Below are 24,353 nucleotides of genomic sequence, written 5' to 3'. Positions count from 1 at the left end.
CTTTTGGAAGAATTTATTGAAAAAGCAATCGTTGTGGCGGTAAAAAAACAGCATGACGAGCACTTTGAATATGGGTTAGAAGAATTGCATAATTTAGCAGAAGCTTTGGATGTAGACGTAGTGGGAGAAGTTACTCAAAACTTAGAACGAGTTACATCCTCTCATTATGTCGGTACAGGAAAAGTTGAAGAGATTAAAAATTTTTACGAGGAGGCTGGAGCAAATCTTGTAATTTTTAATGACGAATTATCTCCATCTCAAATTCGAAACTTGGAAAGAGACCTAGATTGCAAAGTAATCGATCGAACAATGCTCATCCTAGACATTTTTGCTCGTCGGGCAAAGTCAAATGAAGCACAAATGCAGGTTGAATTGGCACAGCTTCAATATATGCTGCCTCGATTAGTGGGACTTCGAGCTTCACTAGGTCGACAAGGAGGAGGCACTGGTGGAGGCTTTAAAAACCGTGGTGCTGGGGAAACAAAGCTAGAACTTGATAGACGTAAAATTGAAGATCAAATAGCTAAGCTCAAACGAGATCTTGAGCAAGTCAAAGATCAACGAGAAACCCAAAGAAAACAACGGAAGAAAAATGCCATTCCTGTCGTTTCACTGGTCGGGTATACAAACGCAGGGAAATCCACGATTATGAATCAGCTTCTCCATAAAATTGGACAGACCGACTCAAAGCAAGTGTTTGAAAAGGATATGTTGTTTGCAACGTTAGAAACGTCTGTCCGTCAAATTAAGCTATCAGATCAAAAAGAGTTCTTATTAACAGATACGGTTGGATTTGTTAGCAAACTACCTCACCATTTAGTAAAAGCCTTTCGTTCTACTTTAGAAGAAGCACGAGATGCCAGCTTACTATTACATGTAGTGGATGTGTCGAATGATGAGCATCGCTATATGATGGATGTTACAAATGAAACTCTGCTTGCTGTTGGTGTAGAGGATGTACCGACAATTTATGTATACAATAAATCGGACTTGGCTGATATGAAATATCCACATGTTGCGGGAGATAATATATGGATTTCGGCTAAAGAAGCAGAAGGGCTAGACGAGCTACTTGAAATTATTAAAAAACATATATTTTCGGATTATGTAGTGTGCAACATGTTAATACCATTTGATCGAGGAGATATCGTGTCCTATTTGAATGAACACGCATCGGTTAAATCGACCTCGTACGAAGAAGAAGGAACACTTGTCAAAGTGGAATTGAAAAAATCAGATTATGAAAGGCTGCAGGAGTTCGCAGTTGTTTAGTAGCAAAACAGAAGGAAGTATTTAGTTTTTCGTTTCATAAATCTAGTGTTTCTGTGGTGAAAAAACGATTCTATCACACGGTTGATTTCCGTTCCAGGCGAACGCTTTCCGCGGGGGGAGCGATGAACCTTCACCTAAAAAGTCTAAAATTTGATGACCAACAGAGTGTTTATTAAGGAACGAAGGCTAAGGGCACCACCTCGTGTGGCAACGCCTCCGTGACCAACATCCTGTTGGCCTCCGCAGGAGTGGTCGCTTTTCACTACAATCATTCATATGTGTGTTGCGTGGAAGTACCTGTTGTATTTGGTGGAATTGTAGCGAATAGTAAGTTTTTCCTAATAGAGAAGGAGAGGTGCGACTGAAATTGTATCTTCGGTCGCTTCTTCTATGAGCAGGAAAGTGTCGCTTCTCTTCTTCCAAAGAGCAGTACTAAACCTGTTTCTAAAGTTGTAGAAGGACGACGGACAGACAACTGCCATAGGATTACCGAGAAAAGAGCTGTTGATTATGACGTCAGTCTTAATCAACAGCTCTTAAAAAAAACGGTTATTATATAGCATAAGTCTCCCCAAGGATTTCGAAAACGATAGATAAAGGTTTTGATTTAAAAGAGGGCTTGTGCTTTTCTTATTTGATATTACAAATTTATTAAGCTTCTTGAAACTGTATATTATGCAATCTAGCAAAAATGCCATCCAGTGCAACTAGTTCATTATAGGAGCCATCTTCTGCAATTCCATTTTCTGTTACAACTAATACTCGGTCTGCATCGCGTATAGTAGCAAGTCTGTGTGCAATAATAAGAGTAGTGCGATTTTCAGCAAGTTCCATTAATGACTTTTGGATAATCTTTTCTGTTTCTGTATCAAGGGCAGAAGTAGCCTCGTCCAATATTAAAATGGGAGGATTCTTTAAAAACATACGGGCAATTGCAAGACGTTGTTTTTGTCCACCGGATAATTTGAGTCCTCTTTCCCCGATCTGTGTATTAAATCCTTCTGGAAGGCCAGCGATAAAATCTTCTAAATGTGCTTTTTTCGCAGCATCGCGAATTTCTTCGGCTGTGGCATCTTTTTTCCCATACGCAATATTTTCTTCAATGGTACCGGTAAACAAGAAGACGTCCTGCTGTACAATCCCAATTTGTGAACGTAATGATTGCATTGTTATATCTTGTATATTGAGCCCATCAATCGAAATTGCTCCTTCGTTAACCTCATAAAAACGCGGGATGAGTGAACAAATTGTTGTTTTACCTGCCCCCGATGGACCGACAAAGGCAACTGTTTCCCCTGCTTTAATAGTTAAATCAATATTATTTAATACAGATTTATGCTCGTCATACTGGAAGCTGACGTTCTCAAATTCAATATCTCCATTTAAGTGAGTAACTTGTAAGGCATTTGGTTGATCTTCAATCTCAGGTTCCTGTTCCATAAGATCCAAAAATCGTTTAAATCCAGCCATTCCTTTCGGATACAACTCAAGAAGTGCTGTAATCTTATCAACTGGTTTGATCAACACATTGACATACAGGATAAAACCTACAAGCTCTCCTGGTTTAAGTGTTCCTTGATAGGTAAACCATGCTCCTACAACAAGCACTACTAATGTTACTAAGCGAGTCATCATATAAATACTTGAATGTGTACCTGCCATTACTTTATAGGCTTTTAGTTTTGCAAGACGGAATTGTCCATTATCTTGTTTAAAACGAGCAATTTCAAAGTTTTCATTTGTAAATGATTGCACGACACGTACACCGGATACACTATCTTCAACTCGCGCATTTACATCTGCGATTTTACCATACATGTTTTTCCAAGCCTTATTCATCATAATATTTCCGTATGTAGCAACAATTGCTAAGAAAGGAACCATAATAATTGCAATAATAGCAAGCTCAGGATTGATGTTGAACATGATCAAAAATGCACCGATAAGTGTCATAATAGCAATGAATAAATCCTCTGGGCCATGATGGGCTAGCTCACCGATATCAAACAAGTCATTCGTAATACGACTCATCACATGGCCTGTTTTTGTATTGTCAAAGAATCGGAACGATTGTCTTTGGACATGATTAAATAACTGCTGTCTCATATCCGTTTCAATATTAATGCCAAGCTTATGTCCTAAATAACTTACGACATAATTGAGGATTGTACTTAAAATATATACAAGTAATAATAAAATACTCACTCGTACGATCATATTCCAATCGCCAGTCGGCAATAGAACATCGATAAACCATTGAACTGCTACAGGAAATGCAAGCTCTAAAATCGCAACGAATACCGCACTGCTAAAGTCGATAGCGAACAATCGTCTATGCGGTTTATAAAATGAAAAAAACTTTTTTAACAAAAAATCTACTCCTTCCCAATGTCATAAAGACTATTATAACGAAAAACTTCAGAAGTCGAAATATTAAGATGTTTTTTGACAGAAAAAAGAGGGGAAGATATAATAGACTTTGTTTTTTATGAAGAAGAGAGGTTAAAACATGGTTTCAAAAGACGAAATAGTTAAATCAGTCCCTCAAAAAGGATTTTTCGGACATCCTAAAGGGTTATTGTCGTTATTTTTCACAGAATTTTGGGAGCGCTTTTCATACTACGGTATGCGTGCAATCTTAATCTACTATATGTACTACGAAGTTACACAAGGTGGATTAGGTTTGGAACGTTCAACGGCGAATTCCATCATGGCAGTTTATGGTTCCCTTGTGTATATGTCGGGAATAATAGGTGGATGGATTGCCGATCGGTTATTTGGTACGACGAAAACCGTATTCTACGGTGGAGTTTTAATTATGTTTGGACATATAGTATTGGCGTTTCCAGGTGGTCTGACGACTTTATTTGTTTCAATGGCACTGATTATCATTGGTACTGGGCTTTTGAAATCTAATATATCCACTATCGTAGGGGATTTATATTCAGAACAAGATGCTCGTCGTGACTCTGGTTTTAGTGTTTTCTATATGGGTATTAATATGGGGGCATTCATTTCGCCTTTAATCGTTGGAACGATTGGCCTTGAATATAACTTCCATTTAGGATTTGGATTGGCAGCGGTCGGAATGGCCATTGGGTTAATTGTTTTTTTAGTGACAAAGAAAAAGTTCCTTGGTTTAGCTGGATCGTATGTACCGAATCCAATGTCGAAAGAAGAGCGTAAAAAAGTATTAACTCGCATCGCTCTTGTATTTGTCCTAATCTTAGTTGTTGGTTATATTTTAGTTCAACAAGGGATTATGACAATTGATGTCTTTACGATGACTGTTTCCATTTTAGGTATTGTTATACCTACATTGTATTTTATCGTTATGTATAGAAGTGATCGAACGTCTGCGGATGAAAAATCAAGATTACTTGCATATATCCCGTTATTCGTCGCTGCAATGATGTTTTGGGCGATTCAAGAACAAGGGTCGAATATATTAGCTCAATACGCGGATGAACGTGTCAACTTGATGATAGGTTCCTTTAAAATTTCACCTGCATGGTTCCAGTCATTAAATCCTTTGTTCATCATCGCATTTGCACCTGTATTTGCTTGGATGTGGTTAAAACTTGGGAAGAGACAACCTTCCACACCTAGAAAGTTTGCCTATGGATTGTTCTTTGCAGGTATGTCTTTTATCGTAATGATTATCCCGGCATATATGAATGGAACGGAAACACTTGTTAGTCCATTTTGGCTTGTATTAAGCTTCTTCTTGGTAGTCCTTGGTGAGTTACTTCTTTCTCCAGTTGGTCTATCTGCTACTACGAAGCTTGCACCAAGTGCTTTTGCGGCTCAGACAATGAGTTTATGGTTTATGACAAATGCGTCCGCTCAAGCGATAAATGCACAGGTCGTAAAATTATATACACCTGAAAATGAGGTTGTTTACTTCGGGGTAATAGGTGTTATTGCGCTTGTTTTAGGTTTGTTATTATATTTCATGACCCCGTTAATCCAAAAGTATATGCGAGGCGTGCAATAAATTATTTGAAACTTTCGGTTTCTTTATCCGTATAATAATTATTACAGGATGAAGGGAAGATTGTTGATATGAAAAAATGGACGACAATTTTAGCAGTAGCCGCTTTGTCATTAGGACTCGCAGCCTGTGACGAAAAAGCAGCCCCAGTAGAAAATACAGAAGTTGCGAAAAAGAGTGATTTAACACTTCAACAAGTATATGAAAAGTCAATTGCAGTTTCAGAAGAGCTTAAAAGCGTACAAGCAGTTGTAGATATGAAGCAGAAAATGCATATGCCGGATCAAGGAATGGACCTAGACGTCAGTTCATCCATGGACATGGAATACGTAATAGAGCCATTACAAATTCATCAAAAAGGCACAACTTCTATGAACGGTATTGCAGAGGATCTCCCTGCTGAGGCTATGAACATGGAAAGCTATATTACGAAGGATGCTTTTTATATGTATGAAGAATCAACTGGGCAATGGATGAAATTTCCTCAAGAAATGATGGGGCAATTGATGGATTCCATGGGACAAACAGATCCTTCTGAGCAGTTAAAGCAAATTGAAGATTATTTAGATGACTTCACATTCAAACAAGATAATGAAAACTATATCCTAACACTTTCAGCTTCTGGTGAGAAATTCACAGATCTAGTCAAAGCGCAAGTAGATGAGGTACTTCAAACTATTGGCGAGGGTGAAGAAATTCAAATGGATTTTGTTATTAACTCCGTAAACTATTTAATCCATATCGACAAAGAAACATTCCAAACAAATAAAGTTGACGTTCTAATGGATATGGATATGGAGGTCAATGGAGAAAAAATGTCGATTAAACAAGATATTAAGTCGGATTTCTCCAAATTCAATGAAGTTAAAGAGATTGTCATTCCACAAGAAGTAATTGATAATGCTATAGAGATTTAATACAGAAGACTGCTAACAATTGTTGCAAAAAAACGACAATTGCGAGCAGTCTTTTTGTATTCCTTTTGTTTTATAGTAAGATGGGAGAGGAACAAAATAGCGTGAAGCTATATAATTTTAATTGAAAATGATTTTCATTTAAAGGTTGACTTGTATAAGCGAGATGCTATAATAAAACTTGTGAGTAAATGATAATGATTTTCAATATCGCAAACTCACAAAAAGAATGATGAGGATAGACATGAAAAAAAGATATCTTGTAATTGCACTAGTAGCACTATCTCTTTTATCTCTTTTCGTTGGTGTGAGTAGAATAACACCAGTTGATTTGTTGGATTTTACTTCGGAAGAGACGCAAATATTTCTGATTAGCCGGGTACCGAGACTAATTGCCATAATACTTGCAGGAGCTGGGATGAGTATTGCAGGTCTAATTATGCAAAGTCTGAGTCGGAATAAATTTGTATCTCCAACTACAGCTGGTACGCTTGATGCGACTAGACTAGGAATTTTAATATCGATGTTGGTTTTTACAAATGCAACATACATAGAAAAACTAACATTTGCCTTTGGTTTTGCCTTGGTCGGGACATTATTATTTATGCAAATATTAAATCGTATTAAGTTTAAAGATGCGATATTTGTTCCGTTAGTTGGTTTGATGTTTGGAAATATTTTGTCTTCTATCACAACATTTTTCGCTTACAAATCAAATATTATTCAAAATATGACTGTCTGGTTGCAGGGAGACTTCTCTTTAATACTAAAAGGCAGATATGAGTTACTTTACATAAGTGTACCGGTGCTAATCATTGCGTACATCTATGCCAATCGTTTTACGGTTGCAGGAATGGGTGAGGACTTTGCTAAAAATTTAGGACTTTCCTATAAGAGAGTGCTGAATTTAGGGCTAGTACTTGTAGCATTAATCTCTACTACTGTCGTCTTAACTGTAGGTATGATCCCATTTTTAGGATTAATCATCCCAAATATTGTATCCATTTTTAAAGGGGATCATTTAGAAAAAACATTACCGCATACAGCATTACTTGGTGTTATTTTCTTGCTCATATGCGATGTTCTAGGTAGGGTGCTCATTTTCCCTTACGAAATACCGATAAGTATGACTGTTGGTGTTATCGGAAGTGCAATCTTCCTATTCTTGTTGTTTAGGGGGAAAGCATATGCGAAATAGCACAAAAATGCTGTTGTTAATTATTGTAGGTATAGCGTGTATAGCACTATATCTATTCCACGGGTTGAATGGAAGTTATAATTATGCACTGCCGCGTCGTGCTATTAAAGTGTTAGCGATGGCACTAACAGGGGTTGCAATTGCGTATTCTACAGTAATTTTCCAAACGATCACACATAATCGTATTTTAACACCGAGTGTAATGGGACTAGATTCCCTATACATGCTAGTACAGACATTCATTTATTACTTTTTTGGATCAATGTCCATCTTAGTTATTAATAAGAACTACAATTTCTTTATTTCTATTATCGCGATGGTTGTGTTCGCACTTCTGCTTTATCGCTTCCTGTTTAATGCGGGGAAACGCCCAATCTATTTCTTATTATTAGTTGGTATAATCATGGGAACATTTTTAGGAAGTATAACGACTTTCCTACAAGTTCTCATTGATCCGAATGAGTTTACAAACTTGCAAAATAAGATGTTTGCTAGCTTTAATAACGTTAATGGTGATTTAGTATGGTTTGCCATGATTATCATTGTATTGGTTGTTTTATATGGATGGCGATCCGTTCGAGAGTTGGATGTATTGTCATTAGGCCGAGACAATGCCATTAACCTTGGTGTGAATTACGACAAAATTGTAAAGAATATGCTTGTTATATCAGCAGTTTTAATAGCAACTTCTACAGCACTTGTTGGTCCCATTACGTTTTTTGGATTAATAGTAGCAAACTTATCTTATCAATTTTTTAAGACATACAAGCATTCGGTTCTAATAGTAGGTGCTAGTTTAATGAGTTTAGTTGCATTAATAGGGGGACAGTGGGTCGTTGAACGGATTTTCACGTTTAATACTACCCTAAGCGTCATTATTAACTTTATCGGTGGAATTTACTTCATTTATTTATTATTAAAGGAGAGTCGAACTACAGTATGATCCAAGTAAAAGAGATAACAAAGCACTTTGGGAAAAAACCAGTAGTAGACAACGTAAGTGTCAATATACAATCCGGAAAGATTACGTCGTTTATTGGTCCCAATGGTGCTGGAAAATCAACGCTATTGTCAATGGTTAGTCGTTTATTGGATGCAGACACGGGTGAGGTTTTACTAGATAAATCAGATGTACGTAAATGGAAATCCGACGAGTTCTCCAAACGCGTTTCTATATTAAAGCAATCGAACTATATGAATGTCCGCCTAACAATACGTGAATTAGTATCATTCGGACGTTTTCCTTATTCGAAAGGACGACTAAATGCCGAAGATACGAAAATGATTGATCAAGCAATTGAATATATGAATTTAGCAGACATTCAAGATGATTACTTAGATGAGCTTTCCGGTGGTCAACGACAACGTGCCTTCATCGCGATGGTTATTGCCCAAGACACGGAATATATATTATTGGATGAGCCTTTAAATAATTTGGACATGAAACACTCTGTTCAAATTATGAAGATTTTGCGCAAACTAGTAGAAGACCTTGGTAAGACGGTTGTGATTGTATTACACGATATTAACTTTGCATCTGTATACTCGGATTATATTGTTGCGTTGAAAAACGGACGTGTGATAAAAGACGGTCCAACCCATGAAATTATTAATTCGGATGCGTTAAAAGAGATTTATGATATGGATATTCCAATCCAAGAAATGAATAGCTGTCGCATTTGTGTATATTTTAATTCATAAGAAAAGGGAGTAGTTTAGAAATGAAAAAGTATAAATTTTTAGCAATTATGGCTGCATTGCTTTTATTAGTATTAGCAGCGTGCGGTAAGAAGGATGAAGCGACTGAAGAGACTTCCACGGATACTGGAACAGTAAAAGAAGAAACACCAGCAGCAGAAGAAGCATCCGTTTTCCCATTAACAATTACACAACCAAATGGTCTTGCAGAAGTTACACTTGAACAAAAACCAGAAAAAGTTGTAGTATTTGACTTTGGATTCCTTGACACTTTAGATGCACTAGGTGTAGATGTAACTGGCGTTGTTCAACAAAATGTACCTGAGTATTTAAGCAAGTATGCAGACAAAGATGCTTATCAAAACATTGGTAGTTTAAAAGAGCCTGATTTCGAAGCAATCCATGCAATGCAACCAGATGTTATTTTCATCTCTGGACGTCAAGCAGATGCATTTGAAGAATTAAACAAAATTGCTCCTACTGTTTTCGTTGGTTTAGACAATCATGACTATGTTAATTCTTTTAAAGCTAATACAGAATTAGCAGGGAAGATTTTTGGCAAAGAAGCAGAAGTTGCAACAGCTTTAGAAGAAATTGATACAAAAACAGCTGAATTAGCTGCTAAAACAGCTAATATGGATGAAAAAGCATTAATCGTTCTTGGGAACGAAGGCGAATTAAGTGCATACGGTCCAGGTTCTCGTTTCGGAGTAATCCATGATGTATTTGGTTTTAAAGCTGTAGATGAGGGATTAGATGATTCTACACACGGCAGCAGTGTATCATTTGAATATGTATTAGAGAAAAACCCTGATATCTTATTCGTAGTAGATAGAGATGCGGCAGTATCTGAAGGTGAATCAGGTACAAAAGCAGCAATTGAAAACGAAATCGTTAGTAAAACAAATGCAGCTAAAAATGGTAAGATATTTTACCTAGAGCCAGATGTTTGGTACTTATCGGGTGGCGGTATTCAATCTGAAAAAGCGAAAATCGAAGCTGCTACAGCAGCAGTTCAATAATATACAAAGATCCACGAGGAAAATTCTCCTCGTGGATTTTTTTTGGAGAATAAGAAATTATATAAAATAGATGTACCATGAACCCAGTGTTCCTGGTACTTGATTTATTCAAAAACAATAAAATAGAGAACCTTTTTTATAGTAAGCGTAATATAGGGATAGTGTGTCTTAATCGGTGTCCGCTTGGATTTCCGCTTGCGCATTCGTTGGAATGGCTCATTTGCCCACAGCGGAACAAAGGCTAAGATCGCCACATCGTGTGGCAACGGCTTGCTTCCTCAACATGGATTTTCAAAAAATGCAGGTAAGTAATGTCTGTTATCAGAAAATCGCTAATGTAACCAAATCGCAGTTGAAAGCAACTAATTCATAATTAGCAAGTTTATTGGGAGAAAACCGATTATGATTTCCCAACATGAAAGGGGTAATGTGTCACAAATTTATTGCTATCCGCGCATAAAAGTTCCACCTGTTCAAAATGTTGCGCAATATTGAATGGACCGACTTATTCATGTTGATTAAGCGGATACTATAGGGGAAGTGTATGGGTATCAATGTTCGCTAGCCTTTACTTGAAGAATTGGTTGCGCTCGTTGCCAATTTGGTTGCTTTCAAATTCAAACTGGTTGCTCCGCATAGTGAATTGGTTGCTTTCAAGTGACAATTGGTCTCGCTAAGCCATTTCCTAACTTTTAATGGCTAATAAATACAGATAAAAGCGCCTATTTTGATGGATTGGAGCGAAAATGGCGGGGACTCCGGAGGGATCAAGTGAGTAAGAGGAGACTTCACATCGAACGCCAAAGCAGGCGGTGAAGGCTCATCACTCACCCCACGGAAAGCGTCCGTCCTGCAGCGGAAATCCTAGCGGACACTTCCTTACGACGCACTATCCCTATGCGAAAACAACTCTCCATAAGGCGAGTTTTTCTTATGCGCTTGCAAAGTTGATACTTGCTAGGCGATGAGGTTGATTGCTCTTTTAGTTGAATTGGAGACGTCAAGCTATTTTGTGCCCATCCTGCTAACCGTTGTGTATAGCAAAAATGTAGTTTATACTTTTGTCATGAATAGGTTGGGAAGGAGTTGGATATAATGAGAAAATGGTTTTATCCACTTGGGCTTGTTACTTTGCTTGGATTTGCAGCGCTGTTTTTAACATTCACCGGAGATGAAATGAATAAGTTTGACCATAAAATGACTGAATTATTAGGTGGCAATCGGTTTATCACTGCTTTTCATTATTTAGGGGAAACAGAGTTTGTTGTAATTATTATGCTTATCCTGCTTGCATACTTATGGATACGGTCGAAAAATTATCGTGGAATGCTATTTGGTTTGTTTACGGTTGGTGTAGGAAATGTCCTTAATCAGTTACTAAAAAAATGGGTACAAAGGGAACGTCCAGAAATTGTGGACCAAATAGGGGGCTTTAGTTTCCCTTCTGGACATGCGATGGTCGGACTATTGTATGCGTTTACACTGGCATACTTTTTAACTGAACAACAATCAAATAGAACAGTTCGTGTACTTATATGGACAGGGGCTGTTTTGCTGGCAATCCTAATTGGTCTATCAAGAATTGCTGAATCACGCCATTATGCAACAGATGTGTTTGCAGGATGGATGGCGGGGTATACATGGTTTGTAATAGTTGCACTATGGTATGAGTACCGAAATAGAAGATTTCAAATGAATACATGATAAAATCCTTTCCTTCACAGGAAAGGATTTTTTATAAAAGGAGGACATGCAAGATGTTCGAATTACCTGATGAGTTGGTTACCCTTGGTATGAAAAGAATAGAAGGGTTTCCTGTTGAAGGGTTTGTCAAAGGACAGGGGCCAAAAAATCCTTCTATTTTGCTAATAGGGGAGGCACCGGGTGAAAATGAAGCGATTAAAGGTATTCCGTTTATCGGCAGGGCAGGAGAAGAGCTGGTAAAATCTCTTGCAAGTATAGGGTTAACAAGGGATGACGTATATATGACGAGTGCGGTAAGAAGTCGGCCATATGTGTGGAAAGAAAAAAAAGCGCGAAATGGAGAAATGACAAAAAGAAAGTATAACCGTCCACCTACTCAACAAGAAATTATTGCGCATGCCCCAGTGCTGGACTATGAACTAAAACATATAGCACCGACCGTGATTGTTACATTAGGGAATGTTGGTCTACAGCGTTTGCTAGGGAAAGACGCGAAGGTTTCAAATCTACATGGTCAAGTTATTGAACATGAAGTAAGACATTTGGCCTCACTTGAATATAATGATTTTAAATGGTCTGATGAGAAGTATATCATTATTCCCACTTACCATCCGGCTGCTGTTTTTTATCGTCCTTCCAACCGAGATTTTATAGAAGAGGATTGGTTAAAGATTGGTGTCTATATCGCTAATGCTAATTTGTAACTTTCTTTAGTAAAATAATGTTGCACATAGGAAACTTGTTGCGTATAATAGATAAAAATCAAAGTATTAGAAAGAAGTTGGATCAATGGATGGAAATGTCGTTTTTGCACTATTGCTTACGCTGTTTGCAGGTCTGGCAACTGGGATAGGTAGTTTACTATCTTTGTTAACTAAACGTACAAATACAAAGTTTTTATCTGTCGCATTGGGTTTTTCTGCAGGAGTGATGATTTATATATCTTTAGTAGAAATATTTGTGAAAGCAAAAGATTCGTTAACGGCGGAACTAGGGCTAACTAATGGATACTGGATGACGATTGTCGGTTTTTTTGGCGGTATGATTTTTATTGCTTTAATTGATCGGTTATTGCCAAAGCTCGGCAATCCACATGAAGTAAAAAGCGTAGAAGATATGGATGCGGAACCAAATAATGCGGAGTATACAAAGTTGATGAAAATGGGTGTTTTCACTGCACTTGCCATTGGAATTCACAACTTTCCGGAAGGTATTGCCACATTTGCATCTGCTTTACAAGATCCAAATTTAGGAGTTGCCATTGCGATAGCGGTAGCTATTCATAATATTCCAGAAGGTATCGCTGTTGCCGTACCGATTTATTATGCAACTGGAAACCGTAAAAAAGCATTTAAATTATCGTTTCTTTCGGGATTAGCAGAACCAGTCGGTGCGTTTGTCGCCTATTTAATCTTGATGCCATTTTTAAATGGTGTGATGTTCGGGGTTGTATTTGCGGCGGTCGCAGGTATTATGGTCTTCATCTCTTTAGATGAACTGTTACCAGCAGCCAAAAAGTATGATGAGACACATTCTTCTATGTATGGAGTTGTAGCAGGAATGTTAGTTATGGCACTTAGCTTAGTATTAATGTCATAGAAAAAAGGCAGTGCAATTCTCAATTTGAGAAAATCGCACTGCCGTTTTTATTTTTTACTCTTATTCCTGTTCGATTCATCTTTACTGGTACAAGCTGAAAATTTGGGAACGCCCCGCTTAGTTTAGAGATGAATGCTTCTTCCGTCCCTTTTGGTACTAGTGAAAGAAGGGTAGGACCTGCTCCACTTATACAGGTTCCGTAGGCTCCCGCTTTTTTAGCAGCATGTTTTATTTCTCTGCTCCCAGGTATTAGGTCAAGGCGGTACGGTTCATGAAATAGATCCTGCTCCATATAAGTACCTGCTTGTTCAAATGATTCGGTAAGAAAAGCTGCAGTTAGTAAACTAGCAGTCGCACTTGCTTGTGCAGAAGCTTGTCGCGTATAACTATCAGGCAGTACATTTCTAGCGTCTTCTGTTTTTAACTCAAAATTAGGAATGAATAAAACAAAGGACGCATTGATTTGATCCGTATGAAAAACATCAATCTCTCCACTGCTGCCACTGGACGAAATGGTGAAGCCGCCAAATATAGAAGCCGCCGCATTATCTGGATGGCCTTCCATCAAGGTTGCCACTTTTAACTTGTCCTGCGCAGTTAGTTGGAGATCCAATACTTGGTTGGCAAGCTCTACTCCTGCCACAATAGCAGATGCACTACTACCCATACCACGGGCGAGTGGGATCTCACTTCTTGCGGATACATGGCATGGAGGTAGGCTACGTCTATATAGTTCCGCAGTTTTAGCTGCAGCTTGTACGATTAAATGATCTGCCGGATTCGAAACATTAGGTAAATTGTCTGATAAATTTACAATCTTCCACTCAGAGGAAGTCTCTACTTCTATTTCCAAATATTTATCTAAGGCTATCCCAATAGAATCAAAACCAGGTCCTAGGTTGGCAGTACTTGCAGGGATCGATATAAACCATTTCTTATTCATAGTACGCCCTCGATATATCCGCGGATTTCTTCCTCATCATTTTTTAAAGACACTAAGTCAACCGTAGAAACTTCCATTGCGGTATCAGGGTCTTTTAATCCGTTTCCAGTAAAGACGGTAACAACTACGCTTCCTGAAGAAATCTCCCCACTTTTCACAGATTTGATGACCCCTGCCAAAGATGCTGCAGACCCAGGTTCTACAAATATTCCTTCGCGGCCAGCTATTAACTGATAGGCGTTTAAAATTTCTTCATCTGTCACAGAATCAATGATACCACCAGATTCGTCTCGAGCAGCCTCCGCGAACTTCCAGCTTGCGGGATTCCCGATTCGTATAGCTGTTGCTACTGTTTCCGGATTAGGAATTGGAGCTCCTTGAACAATTGCGGCAGAGCCTTCCGCTTCAAATCCAAAAATCTTCGGTAAACCCGTTTGTTTTACCTCATTGTACTCTTTGAACCCTTTCCAATACGCGCTTATATTCCCAGCGTTGCCAACTGGAATACATAAGTAATCTGGAGAAGAGCCTAAGACGTCTACAATTTCAAAAGCGGCGGTTTTTTGCCCTTCTAATCGATAAGGATTGACAGAGTTAACGAGTGCAACAGCGGTTGTTTCGCTGATTCGACGAACAATTTGTAAGGCATCGTCAAAGTTGCCGTCAATTTCAATAATTTTTGCGCCATACATGCAGGCTTGTGCTAATTTTCCAAGCGCGACTTTTCCTTTAGGGATAACAACGATCGACTTAATCCCTGCTCGGGCAGCGTATGCAGCAGCTGCGGCGGAAGTATTTCCAGTAGAGGCACAAATAACGCATTCACTACCTTCTTCTATTGCTTTCGCAACTGCAAATACCATTCCTCTATCTTTAAAAGAGCCAGTTGGATTTGCCCCTTCTACTTTACCGTATAGTTCAATTCCTAATTCTTTTGATAAATTATTTAGTTTAATAAGAGGCGTATTTCCCTCAAGTAGTGATAGTTTAGGAGTTTTCTCTGTAATAGGTAGAAACTCTTTATATTGTTCGATTAACCCTTGCCATGCCATGATGTAATCCGCCTCTCTGTTCTCTCTAAAAAAACATGTGTATTTGTATAATGGACATTTTACCTTAATGAAGTACAAAAAACAAGATTAATTTTCTATTGCAAGTTTTCCAGAGAATACGTATACTAATCATGTAAATAAAAAACATTACATGTGTAAAGACAGGAGTAAAAAATGACTTCAGTAAAGCAATATAAACCAATTTCTAAAAATAAATTACTCGGTATTGCCGGCCTTGCATGGATGTTCGATGCAATGGATGTTGGGATACTATCCTTTGTTATCGCAGCACTTGCGGTAGAATGGAATCTAACACCAGAAGCAATGGGATGGATCGGTAGTGTAAACTCCATTGGTATGGCAGTAGGTGCCCTCGTATTCGGAGTTTTTGCAGACAAAGTGGGACGAAAAAAAATATTTATGCTTACATTATTAATGTTTTCGATAGCGAGTGGGTTATCCGCGCTAACAACAAGTCTAGCTATATTTTTATTTTTTCGATTTTTTGTGGGAATGGGACTCGGCGGTGAGCTGCCAGTTGCCTCTACATTAGTTTCAGAAAGTGTAGAAGCAAAAGAAAGAGGACGTGTAGTTGTATTGCTCGAAAGTTTTTGGGCTGCAGGATGGATTGTCTCAGCACTTATTGCATATTTTATCATTCCACATTATGGGTGGAGAGTTGCATTGCTTATAACTGCTTTACCGGCATTTTATGCAATTTATTTGCGTATAAAATTACCAGATTCCCCTCAGTATACAGCCAAAAAATCTGAGTCTAGATCGATTATGCAAAATATGAAAGAAGTTTGGACAAAGAAGTACGCAAAGCGTACACTTATGCTTTGGATTGTATGGTTTATGGTTGTATTTTCTTATTATGGTATGTTCCTATGGCTACCGAGCGTTATGGTTATCAAAGGATTTACGCTTATTAAAAGTTTTGAATACGTTCTGATTATGACGCTTGCCCAATTACCTGGATACTTCTCGGCCGCATGGTTGATCGAGAAAGCTGGTCGTAAGTTTGTGTTGGTTACCTACCTACTTGGAACAGCGGTTAGTGCATTTGTTTTTGGGTCTGCGGAGACGACTACGTTATTGATCATTTCTGGGATGCTGCTTTCTTTCTTTAACTTGGGGGCTTGGGGAGCCTTATACGCATATTCACCAGAACAATATCCAACAGTAATCCGAGCAACTGGATCAGGAATGGCCGCTTCAGTTGGGCGTATTGGCGGTATTCTTGGACCGCTTCTGGTAGGTACGCTTGTAACGAAGGGATATGAAATCGGATATATTTTCGGTATATTCTGTGTTGCCATTGTTATTGGTGTGTTATCAGTGTTATTTCTTGGTACGGAGACAAAACAAACTGAACTTGAATAATTTGCAAACCCGTTCTCTATTGAGGGAGCGGGTTTTATTTTGATTGCTTAATAAAACATAGTAAAATAGAAGTATGGCAATACTAGGGGGTGTAGACTTTGGAAAAACTTTCTCATAAAAGGATACTAATCATCGGTTCGAGTGGTGCAGGGAAATCAACATTGTCGAGAATACTTGCACGAAAATGGAATTTACCTCTTATACATTTAGATGCAATTTTTTGGAATGCAGGATGGGTTCCCACTCCAAAGCCGATATTTCATGAAAAGATAAAAAAACACCTAGAAAAAGATGAGTGGATTATCGATGGAAATTTTGATTCCACTTTAGAATTAAGAGCCAAATATGCCGATTTAATCATCTTTTTAGATTTCCCAAATATTCTTTGTACGTATAGGGTTCTTAAAAGAGCATTTATATACCGAGGTAAAACTAGACCAGATATGGCCCCAGGCTGTGCAGAAAAAATAGACTTTCCTTTTGCAAAATGGGTATGGCGTTTTCCAAAGGATGCACGACCAGGAATAGTAGAAGTGTTACGGGAAGTAAGGAATGCAGACATATGTATATTACGAGGTCCACAAGAAGTAAAAGGCTTTTTAGAAACGGCACCCTAAGGTAGGAGAGACAACATGAATAATAAGTATTTATCGGATAGTCAGGTAATAGAGTTAATCGAAAAAAATGCAGATATCATTCTTCCATTAACAAATGGAGAACCACATAAATTACTCGATATTTTAGAGGGAAATGCAAATAGTTTAATGAATGTAAAAATACACCAGCTACTAGCACTGCATCCAAGGAATTATTTAGAAGGGGCGTATCCTGGAAAGCTAAAACATGTGTCTTATTTTCTAAGTGGTGCCACCCGAAACCTGTTTCATCAAGGAATGGTCGACTTAGTTCCGAATAATTTTCATGAGATGCCCAGAATATTAAAGCAATCAACTAATCTATCCATGATTATGGCAGTTGCTTCGCCAATAGACGAGTTCGGTTACTTTTCGTTAGGGACACAAGCAGATATTGTAAGTGAATTTATAGGGGAAGTGCCGTTTATACTAGAAGTGAATAAATATATGCCGAGAACATTCGGTGAAAATCAAATTCATATAAGCCAAATTGCAGGATTCGTAGAAAATGATCGACCATTATTCGAAGCTATTGCACCGCCTATAGGAGAAAAGGATATGAAGATTGCCACTTATGTGGCGGAAAGTATTAAAAATGGGGACACTTTGCAGATTGGGATAGGCTCTATTCCGAATGCAGTAGTAAGTTTATTGAAGGATCATCGACATTTAGGTATACACACGGAAATGTTTGTGGACGGAATCGTCGATTTAGTAGAAGCTGGAGCAGTCGATGGCACCCAAAAATTTACGAACAAAGGGAAAATTATTGCGACATTTGCACATGGTTCGAATAAGTTATACAACTTTTTAAATAATAACCCTGCAGTGGAATTTTTGCCTGTAAGTATTGTCAACGATCCACGGGAAATTGCTAAGGAGGAACGTATTGTCTCCATCAATGCAACAACAGAAGTGGACCTTTTTGGCCAATGTGCATCTGAAACGGTCGCTGGAAAATATTATTCATCGACTGGTGGGCAAGCAGACTTCGCAAGGGGTGTACGTTTTGCTAAAGAGGGAAAAGGATTTGTATGTATGACATCTACTGCAAAAAATGGTGAGATTTCACGAATTAAATTAAGTCTAACGCCTGGTTCCGTTGTGACAACTTCGAAAAATGATATTGATACAATCGTAACGGAGTATGGAGTTGCAAAAATGTATGGTAAGTCTATTTCAGAACGAGCAAAACAACTTATTTCGATAGCACATCCAAAATTTAGAGACGAATTAACATTCGAAGCTAAGAAAATGGGGTTTATATAAATTGAAACCAATTGAACGAGCATTCTTTCATCAACCGACACTAGATTTGGCAAAAGATTTACTAGGCAAATATATAGTCCATGAGCATAGTAGTGGGCTACTCGTTGGTAAAATAGTGGAAACAGAAGCATATATGGGCCCTGATGATAGAGCTGCTCATAGCTTTGGTAATAGAAGAACGAAGCGTACCGAGGTAATGTTCGGGGAACCGGGGCTGATTTATACGTATCAAATGCATACACATACATTGATCAATGTAGTCGCGGCACCGGTTGAAGTTCCAAATGCTATACTTATCCGGGCAGTTGAACCAATAGAAGGTTTAGAGCAGATGAAAGAGTTTCGAAAGAATCTTCCGATGAAACAATGGACGAATGGGCCTGGAAAACTGACGAAAGCATTAGGAATCACAATGGAATCCTATGGAAAACATTGGACTGAAAAGCCTTTATACATGACGGAAGGCGAGAAAGTATCATCTATTTCTACTGGCCCAAGAATAGGTATCGAAAATAGCGGGGAGGCGGTACACTATCCTTATCGTTTTTGGGAAACGGATAATCCGTATGTGTCGAAAATGAGATAGTCGCTAAAAAAGCACGTCCCGTCTACTGATTATCTATTTTATTACATGGAGTAAAAAAAGATCGACCGAATAGAATAGGGTCGATCTTTTTGCGTTTATATAATTTTACCCATGTGGAACTCGTCTACGAAATGACCATTGATGATAAGGGCGTTTTTTCGAGAGCCTTCGTTTTCAAAACCAAGTTTCTCATATAATTTTTGCGCCTTGATATTTTCTTTAATAACCGTTAATTCAAGCTTCGATATACCCACTTCTTTGGCCCATTTTTCACCATGATACATGAGAGAAGAGGCGATACCTTTTTTAGAAAACTCTTGTTTTACACCGATAACAACTGACGCTCTATGTAAAGCGCGTGGAGCGGGACCACCAGTAAACTGGACATATCCTGCATACTGGCCATTCATAATTGCCAGTAAGAGAATGGAGTTCACTTCATTTTTCCAAGATGTAAAGTTTTTTCGAATACCTTGAACCGTCATTTGAATATCCGATTTCCCATACAACATAAAGTCGGTCTCTGAAAAGATAGTTTCTTGTAATTTAATAAAAGCCCGAGCATCCTCTAATTCTGCTTCCCGGATTACTAGAATAGCTTTTTGATCATTTTCATCGGCTGTTCTTTCATCTTTTTCATGGACAACACTTTGGAAATGAATAGATTTTCCCAATTCAACATCCTTAACAGAATATCCATAATCGGTCCAAGCTAAATAATGTAATGCAGGTGGTTTTGTTTTTTTCCACCAGCTACTGCTTAAATAAGCAGCGTTAGGTAAGCCTTGACCAATGATTGCTTCTATTTCATTGAAAGTCAATGTGATTTCTTTATTTGTCGATTGCTTAAAAAAGGTGGCAAGGGGAATATATTTATTTTCAAAATGTCTGGTCATTATTAATACCTTCACTCATTTCTACTTTGATAAAAAATTATAGGCTAATTATAGCACTACTATTTGTTTATGCATACTGCTTAAAGCATATTCAAACGTCAAAAAATCCCTAAAATTATATTACTTGAAAAAAGTGTTACTTCAAATGGAAGTAACACTTATCATTATATATTAAGCATTTGCTAATTCTAATTGCATAGCTGGGCCAAAGAATTCATAGTGGATCTGTTCGTTTGCATATCCCAATTCTAACAAGAAATTGATCATCGCTTCCATAAATCCAACTGGACCACAAATGTATACATCACCACTTTGGATTGCATGTGTTGCTAGAACGTCTTTTGTGATAAATCCATCACCAGTGTCTGAGTAAAGAGAAGTATATTGTGCATCCTCCATCGGCTCCATTAAAGCACGAATATCTTTATCGAATGGATGTAAGTTTTCGTTACGGGCACTATAAATGAAAGAAACTTTACGAGAAGGTTGGTTTTTCGCAATTGTTTCGAACATACTCATCATAGGAGTGATTCCAACTCCACCACTTATGAATGTTACAGGTGTTGATTTCTCAGGATCTAAAATAAAGTCTCCAGCTGGTGCACTAAGCTCTACTGTATCTCCTACATTTACATTATTGTGTAAGTGAACAGAAACTTTACCAGCAGGATCATTTTCATCTTCTTTTTTCACTGAAATACGGAATGTTTCTGTGTCTGAAGCTTTCGATAAACTGTATTGTCTGTTCAGTAAATATTTTTCACCTGGGATACTTACGCGAATTGTTATGAATTGACCAGGTTCATATGCAGGTACTTCTTTTCCATCTGCTGGTTTTAAGTAGAAAGAGGTAATATTTTCGCTTTCTTTTTCTTTATGAACAACAGTGAAATCTTTAAAGAACCTCCAACCGCCTTGTTTTGCTTCAGAAGCTGTATACATCTCTTCTTCGATACCGATAAATGCATCGGCGATTACTCCATATGCTTCAGCCCATGCATTAATGATGTCGTCAGTAGCAGCGTCCCCTAATACTTCTTTAATAGCGCCGAGTAAATGCTCACCAACGATTGGATAATGCTCAGGTTTAATACCAAGACTTACGTGTTTTTGTCCGATTTGTTTTACTACAGGTATTATTGCAGCAAGGTTGTCGATGTGTACGGCAGCTGCATATACAGTATTTGCTAAAGCGGTTTGTTGGCGACCTTTCGCTTGATTTGCATGGTTAAATATATTTAATAGTTCAGGATGAGCCTCGAACATATTTTTATAAAAAGCGGTAGTAATGGCTACTCCGTGTACTTCTAAAACTGGAGCTGTAGATTTAACGATATCAATAGTTTGTTGAGATAACATATCATTACACGTCCTTTTTTCGTTTTGTTATTTACAACTATTACGATACTCCTCTCATTTCTTTAAAGCAATATTTAAAATACATCTTTAAGATAGCTTTAATAAATCAGACACATTTCTTTCACGATTTCGTCAAAATCGTTATAATGAGAGGGTAGAATGGCGGTGGCAATATGAGATTGACTATGTATACAGATTTCTCACTTCGAGTGTTAATATACCTGGGAACAAAAGAAAAAAAAGAGCTTTCCACAATTCAAGCAATTTCAGATGCATATGGTATTTCAAAAAACCATTTGATGAAAGTAACACATGAATTAGGGAAACTCGGATACATTGAAACTATCCGAGGGCGAGGTGGAGGTATCCGTTTAGCGATGGAACCTGAAGATATTAATATAGGACAAGTAGTTAGACATACAGAAGATGATTTCCATTTAGTAGAATGCTTTGATTGTAAAATAAATACATGTGTAATTACCCCTGTTTGTGGGCTGAAAGGTGCATTGAATCGAGCCCTTTTTGCATACTTAAAAGTGTTGGATGGGTATACGCTCGCAGACTTTTTGCATGAAAAGCATAAATTAGCAAATTTACTTTTCAATCAACAGTAGGATATATGTTAAAATAAGTTCGGAAATCGTTATTAGGAGGATTACTTATGGAAAAAGTATTAGTTTTTGGACATAAAAACCCGGATACAGACACAATTACATCAGCGATAGTTTATGCGCATTTAAAAAATGCTGTTGGATTAGAAGCGGAGGCAATCCGTTTAGGTGAAGTGAATAATGAAACCAAATATGCTTTAGAAAAATTCGGATTCGAAGCACCACGATTAATAGAAAATGTTTCAACTGAAGCAAAAAAGGTGATTTTAGTCGATCACAATGAAAAACAGCAAAGTGCTGATGGTATTGAGGAAGTGCAAGTAATAGAAGTAATCGACCATCACCGAATTGCAAACTTTGAAACGGCAGAACCTTTATATTACCGAGCTGAGCCAGTGGGATGTACTGCTACTATTTTAAATAAAATCTATAAAGAAAAAGGAATTGAGATTCCGACAAACATTGCTGGACTGATGCTTTCCGCGATTATTTCTGATTCCTTATTATTTAAATCACCAACTTGTACAGAAGAAGACATTACAGCTGCCCGTGAGTTAGAGAAAATTGCTGGAGTAAATGCTGAAGAGTATGGACTAGCTATGCTAAAGGCAGGAGCAGATTTAAGTGATAAAAGCTTAGAGGATTTACTTTCACTAGATGCGAAAGAATTTGGCATGGGTGAATACAAAGTGGTCATCGCACAAGTAAATGCAGTAGATGTAAACGATGTGATGGGACGACAAACGGAATTAGAAGAACTAATAACACGTGAAATTCAGGAAAAGGAATTAGATCTATTCTTCTTTGTCGTAACAGATATTTTAAATAACGATTCAGTGGTGTTAGCGTTAGGAAAAGTCGCACTAAAAGCAGAAGCGGCATTCGGTGTGAGATTTGATAACAATACAGCCCTACTAAAAGGTGTTGTATCACGAAAAAAACAAGTTGTTCCGGCACTGACTGAAGCATTATCTAACTAATATATGTACTTTGGCTTCCTGACTTAACAGTTAGGAAGTTTTTTTACAAGCAGTTGTTTTGAAATGAAGAGAAACAAACTTTACAATAAAATGAGAGGTGATAAAGATGAAAATTGAAGTATGGTCAGATTTCGTTTGTCCGTTTTGTTATATTGGAAAGAGAAGGTTAGAAGAAGCATTACAGCAAGTGGGATTAGATAGCCAAACAGAAATCGAATTCAAAAGCTTTGAGCTAGATCCTATTTCCCCAAAAACATCCGATAAGTCGATGTATGAAGTGCTTGCTAAGAAATACGGTTCCACTATAGAAGCTGCAAAACAAATGACTGCCGGCGTTGTAGAGCAAGCGAAAACAGTTGGACTGGATTATAATTTTGATAACATGAAACCAGCTAATACACTAGACGCTCACCGCTTAGTCAAATGGGCTTCTGAACAGGGAAAGGCAAAAGAAGCAAATGAGTTGCTGCTACATGCTTATTTCATTGAAGCGAAAGAAATTGGAAAACATGAGGTGCTTCTAGATTTAATCGCATCACTTGGATTATCTAGAGAAGAAGCAGAAAAAGTCCTAAATTCAGATGCGTATTTAGCTGAGGTTCAAGCTGATATCACACGAGCGGGGCGGATTGGCGTTCGTGGTGTACCATTTTTTGTGTTAAATGATAAATACGCTATTTCTGGAGCACAGCCTACGGAAACGTTCGCCAGCGCATTAAACAAAGTTGCCGAAGAAGAAGGGCTAAAACGTAACCTTCAAATGCTTAACGAAGATGGAAGTATTTGTACGGATGATAATTGCTCTATCTAATAAAAAAGAAAAAACGTGTAGCGAGATGCTAACACGTTTTTTTAATTGCTTCTTTCAAAGCTTAAAAATCGAGTACCTTGAAAAGTTAAAATACCAAGATCACCCTCTGCGAGCATCCCGTATTCCTTCCCACTCAGCTGAAGCTCCATTCGATCCCCACTTTCCACTTGAAACGTTACATAATAGGATGTGGAGGCAGATGTGTTACCAGATCCCCCGCTTGTATTCGAACGTTTCGTTACTACTTGAACGGGTACTGAAAGCTTAGGGGAATGATTGTTTTTATTCCATTGGCCAACGCTTTTTATAATAGTGAAACCAATTAAACTAGCTATTAATAGAAAGAATATTAAGAAAATAACGAGAAATATTGCAAAAGGTAATGGCATTCCCCCAAAAAAAGGATCGAACGTATCCATGTGAA

Annotated in this window: 23 protein-coding genes; 17 read left to right on the top strand and 6 right to left on the bottom strand. The window is 37.9% G+C overall.

Going from position 1 to position 24,353, the window contains the following annotated elements:
- Positions 1 to 3 precede the first annotated feature (3 nt).
- Positions 4 to 1,272 (top strand): GTPase HflX, encoded by a 1,269-nt coding sequence (gene hflX, locus FS486_RS07230; protein ID WP_144510665.1) that lies wholly within the window; start codon positions 4 to 6, stop codon positions 1,270 to 1,272.
- Positions 1,273 to 1,923: 651 nt separating this feature from the next.
- Here hflX and FS486_RS07225 read toward each other — a convergent pair.
- Entirely contained in the window at positions 1,924 to 3,642 is a 1,719-nt protein-coding gene (locus FS486_RS07225; protein ID WP_144510664.1) for an ABC transporter ATP-binding protein, read from the bottom strand.
- Between the two features lie 139 nt (positions 3,643 to 3,781).
- Here FS486_RS07225 and FS486_RS07220 point away from each other — a divergent pair, with 139 nt between their 5' ends.
- The 9 genes from FS486_RS07220 to zupT all read left to right on the top strand — a co-directional run bounded on the left by FS486_RS07220 (position 3,782) and on the right by zupT (position 13,401).
- A complete protein-coding gene (locus FS486_RS07220) occupies positions 3,782 to 5,269 on the top strand; it encodes a peptide MFS transporter (protein WP_144510663.1) in 1,488 nt (495 codons plus the stop codon).
- Positions 5,270 to 5,337: 68 nt separating this feature from the next.
- Complete coding sequence (locus tag FS486_RS07215) at positions 5,338 to 6,183, top strand: DUF6612 family protein (protein ID WP_144510662.1); 846 nt, start codon at positions 5,338 to 5,340, stop codon at positions 6,181 to 6,183.
- 241 nt (positions 6,184 to 6,424) lie between these two features.
- Complete coding sequence (locus FS486_RS07210; RefSeq protein ID WP_144510661.1) at positions 6,425 to 7,378, top strand: ABC transporter permease; 954 nt, start codon at positions 6,425 to 6,427, stop codon at positions 7,376 to 7,378.
- A complete protein-coding gene (locus FS486_RS07205) occupies positions 7,368 to 8,321 on the top strand; it encodes an iron chelate uptake ABC transporter family permease subunit (protein WP_144510660.1) in 954 nt (317 codons plus the stop codon). Before FS486_RS07210 ends, FS486_RS07205 begins: the two co-directional genes overlap by 11 nt.
- A complete protein-coding gene (locus tag FS486_RS07200; RefSeq protein WP_144510659.1) occupies positions 8,318 to 9,079 on the top strand; it encodes an iron ABC transporter ATP-binding protein in 762 nt (253 codons plus the stop codon). The genes FS486_RS07205 and FS486_RS07200 overlap by 4 nt, the downstream gene beginning before the upstream one ends.
- 20 nt (positions 9,080 to 9,099) lie before the next feature.
- Positions 9,100 to 10,098 carry a siderophore ABC transporter substrate-binding protein gene (locus FS486_RS07195; RefSeq protein WP_144510658.1) on the top strand — a complete coding sequence of 333 codons (999 nt, stop codon included), beginning with the start codon at positions 9,100 to 9,102 and terminating at the stop codon, positions 10,096 to 10,098.
- Positions 10,099 to 11,193: 1,095 nt separating this feature from the next.
- Positions 11,194 to 11,802, top strand: coding sequence for a phosphatase PAP2 family protein (locus tag FS486_RS07190; protein ID WP_144510657.1), 609 nt, complete (start codon positions 11,194 to 11,196; stop codon positions 11,800 to 11,802).
- 53 nt (positions 11,803 to 11,855) lie between these two features.
- Positions 11,856 to 12,506 carry a uracil-DNA glycosylase gene (locus tag FS486_RS07185; protein WP_144510656.1) on the top strand — a complete coding sequence of 217 codons (651 nt, stop codon included), beginning with the start codon at positions 11,856 to 11,858 and terminating at the stop codon, positions 12,504 to 12,506.
- Positions 12,507 to 12,591: 85 nt separating this feature from the next.
- Positions 12,592 to 13,401 (top strand): zinc transporter ZupT, encoded by an 810-nt coding sequence (zupT, locus tag FS486_RS07180; RefSeq protein WP_144510655.1) that lies wholly within the window; start codon positions 12,592 to 12,594, stop codon positions 13,399 to 13,401.
- Between the two features lie 19 nt (positions 13,402 to 13,420).
- On the opposite strand, the gene thrB is transcribed toward zupT, so the two are convergent.
- Both thrB and thrC read right to left on the bottom strand, forming a co-directional pair.
- Positions 13,421 to 14,344: a homoserine kinase gene (gene thrB / locus FS486_RS07175; RefSeq protein ID WP_144510654.1), complete on the bottom strand. Its 924-nt coding sequence runs from the start codon at positions 14,342 to 14,344 to the stop codon at positions 13,421 to 13,423.
- Complete coding sequence (gene thrC, locus FS486_RS07170) at positions 14,341 to 15,396, bottom strand: threonine synthase (protein WP_144510653.1); 1,056 nt, start codon at positions 15,394 to 15,396, stop codon at positions 14,341 to 14,343. Before thrC ends, thrB begins: the two co-directional genes overlap by 4 nt.
- 174 nt (positions 15,397 to 15,570) lie before the next feature.
- Between thrC and FS486_RS07165 the strand changes: the two genes are divergently transcribed.
- The 4 genes from FS486_RS07165 to FS486_RS07150 all read left to right on the top strand — a co-directional run bounded on the left by FS486_RS07165 (position 15,571) and on the right by FS486_RS07150 (position 19,272).
- Positions 15,571 to 16,782, top strand: a complete 1,212-nt coding sequence (locus FS486_RS07165; RefSeq protein WP_144510652.1) for an MFS transporter — start codon at positions 15,571 to 15,573, stop codon at positions 16,780 to 16,782.
- A gap of 98 nt (positions 16,783 to 16,880) precedes the next feature.
- Positions 16,881 to 17,399 (top strand): P-loop NTPase family protein, encoded by a 519-nt coding sequence (locus FS486_RS07160; protein ID WP_144510651.1) that lies wholly within the window; start codon positions 16,881 to 16,883, stop codon positions 17,397 to 17,399.
- 15 nt (positions 17,400 to 17,414) lie between these two features.
- Positions 17,415 to 18,686 carry an acetyl-CoA hydrolase/transferase family protein gene (locus FS486_RS07155; RefSeq protein WP_144510650.1) on the top strand — a complete coding sequence of 424 codons (1,272 nt, stop codon included), beginning with the start codon at positions 17,415 to 17,417 and terminating at the stop codon, positions 18,684 to 18,686.
- Position 18,687: 1 nt separating this feature from the next.
- Positions 18,688 to 19,272, top strand: coding sequence for a DNA-3-methyladenine glycosylase (locus tag FS486_RS07150; RefSeq protein WP_144510649.1), 585 nt, complete (start codon positions 18,688 to 18,690; stop codon positions 19,270 to 19,272).
- Between the two features lie 95 nt (positions 19,273 to 19,367).
- On the opposite strand, the gene FS486_RS07145 is transcribed toward FS486_RS07150, so the two are convergent.
- Both FS486_RS07145 and hmpA read right to left on the bottom strand, forming a co-directional pair.
- Positions 19,368 to 20,168: a GNAT family N-acetyltransferase gene (locus tag FS486_RS07145; RefSeq protein WP_144510648.1), complete on the bottom strand. Its 801-nt coding sequence runs from the start codon at positions 20,166 to 20,168 to the stop codon at positions 19,368 to 19,370.
- A 171-nt stretch (positions 20,169 to 20,339) separates the two neighbouring features.
- A complete protein-coding gene (gene hmpA / locus FS486_RS07140) occupies positions 20,340 to 21,527 on the bottom strand; it encodes an NO-inducible flavohemoprotein (protein ID WP_144510647.1) in 1,188 nt (395 codons plus the stop codon).
- Between the two features lie 173 nt (positions 21,528 to 21,700).
- Between hmpA and FS486_RS07135 the strand changes: the two genes are divergently transcribed.
- From FS486_RS07135 to FS486_RS07125, 3 genes are all read left to right on the top strand, one after another.
- Positions 21,701 to 22,141, top strand: coding sequence for an Rrf2 family transcriptional regulator (locus FS486_RS07135; RefSeq protein ID WP_144510646.1), 441 nt, complete (start codon positions 21,701 to 21,703; stop codon positions 22,139 to 22,141).
- A 47-nt stretch (positions 22,142 to 22,188) separates the two neighbouring features.
- Positions 22,189 to 23,118, top strand: a complete 930-nt coding sequence (locus FS486_RS07130; RefSeq protein ID WP_144510645.1) for a manganese-dependent inorganic pyrophosphatase — start codon at positions 22,189 to 22,191, stop codon at positions 23,116 to 23,118.
- 106 nt (positions 23,119 to 23,224) lie between these two features.
- On the top strand, positions 23,225 to 23,929 hold the full coding sequence (locus FS486_RS07125; protein ID WP_144510644.1) for a DsbA family oxidoreductase: 705 nt from the start codon (positions 23,225 to 23,227) through the stop codon (positions 23,927 to 23,929).
- A 41-nt stretch (positions 23,930 to 23,970) separates the two neighbouring features.
- On the opposite strand, the gene FS486_RS07120 is transcribed toward FS486_RS07125, so the two are convergent.
- Positions 23,971 to 24,348, bottom strand: a complete 378-nt coding sequence (locus FS486_RS07120; protein WP_144510643.1) for a DUF2500 domain-containing protein — start codon at positions 24,346 to 24,348, stop codon at positions 23,971 to 23,973.
- Positions 24,349 to 24,353: the final 5 nt, after the last annotated feature.

Origin of the sequence: Bacillus sp. FJAT-22090, from assembly GCF_007676755.1 — a bacterium.
Taxonomy (GTDB): Bacteria; Bacillota; Bacilli; order Bacillales_A; family Planococcaceae; genus Psychrobacillus.
The sequence above is the reverse complement of the archived record's forward strand: the minus strand, read 5'-3'. Positions and strand labels throughout refer to the sequence as shown.

Excerpts from the sequence above, each read along its gene's own strand:
- FS486_RS07220 (WP_144510663.1), top strand. The coding sequence starts at position 3,782 with ATGGTTTCAAAAGACGAAATAGTTAAATCAGTCCCTCAAAAAGGATTT.
- FS486_RS07215 (WP_144510662.1), top strand. The coding sequence starts at position 5,338 with ATGAAAAAATGGACGACAATTTTAGCAGTAGCCGCTTTGTCATTAGGA.
- FS486_RS07210 (WP_144510661.1), top strand. The coding sequence starts at position 6,425 with ATGAAAAAAAGATATCTTGTAATTGCACTAGTAGCACTATCTCTTTTA.
- FS486_RS07205 (WP_144510660.1), top strand. The coding sequence starts at position 7,368 with ATGCGAAATAGCACAAAAATGCTGTTGTTAATTATTGTAGGTATAGCG.
- FS486_RS07200 (WP_144510659.1), top strand. The coding sequence starts at position 8,318 with ATGATCCAAGTAAAAGAGATAACAAAGCACTTTGGGAAAAAACCAGTA.
- FS486_RS07195 (WP_144510658.1), top strand. The coding sequence starts at position 9,100 with ATGAAAAAGTATAAATTTTTAGCAATTATGGCTGCATTGCTTTTATTA.
- FS486_RS07190 (WP_144510657.1), top strand. The coding sequence starts at position 11,194 with ATGAGAAAATGGTTTTATCCACTTGGGCTTGTTACTTTGCTTGGATTT.
- FS486_RS07185 (WP_144510656.1), top strand. The coding sequence starts at position 11,856 with ATGTTCGAATTACCTGATGAGTTGGTTACCCTTGGTATGAAAAGAATA.
- zupT (WP_144510655.1), top strand. The coding sequence starts at position 12,592 with ATGGATGGAAATGTCGTTTTTGCACTATTGCTTACGCTGTTTGCAGGT.
- thrB (WP_144510654.1), bottom strand. The coding sequence starts at position 14,344 with ATGAATAAGAAATGGTTTATATCGATCCCTGCAAGTACTGCCAACCTA.
- thrC (WP_144510653.1), bottom strand. The coding sequence starts at position 15,396 with ATGGCATGGCAAGGGTTAATCGAACAATATAAAGAGTTTCTACCTATT.
- FS486_RS07165 (WP_144510652.1), top strand. The coding sequence starts at position 15,571 with ATGACTTCAGTAAAGCAATATAAACCAATTTCTAAAAATAAATTACTC.
- FS486_RS07155 (WP_144510650.1), top strand. The coding sequence starts at position 17,415 with ATGAATAATAAGTATTTATCGGATAGTCAGGTAATAGAGTTAATCGAA.
- FS486_RS07145 (WP_144510648.1), bottom strand. The coding sequence starts at position 20,168 with ATGACCAGACATTTTGAAAATAAATATATTCCCCTTGCCACCTTTTTT.
- hmpA (WP_144510647.1), bottom strand. The coding sequence starts at position 21,527 with ATGTTATCTCAACAAACTATTGATATCGTTAAATCTACAGCTCCAGTT.
- FS486_RS07135 (WP_144510646.1), top strand. The coding sequence starts at position 21,701 with ATGAGATTGACTATGTATACAGATTTCTCACTTCGAGTGTTAATATAC.
- FS486_RS07130 (WP_144510645.1), top strand. The coding sequence starts at position 22,189 with ATGGAAAAAGTATTAGTTTTTGGACATAAAAACCCGGATACAGACACA.
- FS486_RS07125 (WP_144510644.1), top strand. The coding sequence starts at position 23,225 with ATGAAAATTGAAGTATGGTCAGATTTCGTTTGTCCGTTTTGTTATATT.
- FS486_RS07120 (WP_144510643.1), bottom strand. The coding sequence starts at position 24,348 with ATGGATACGTTCGATCCTTTTTTTGGGGGAATGCCATTACCTTTTGCA.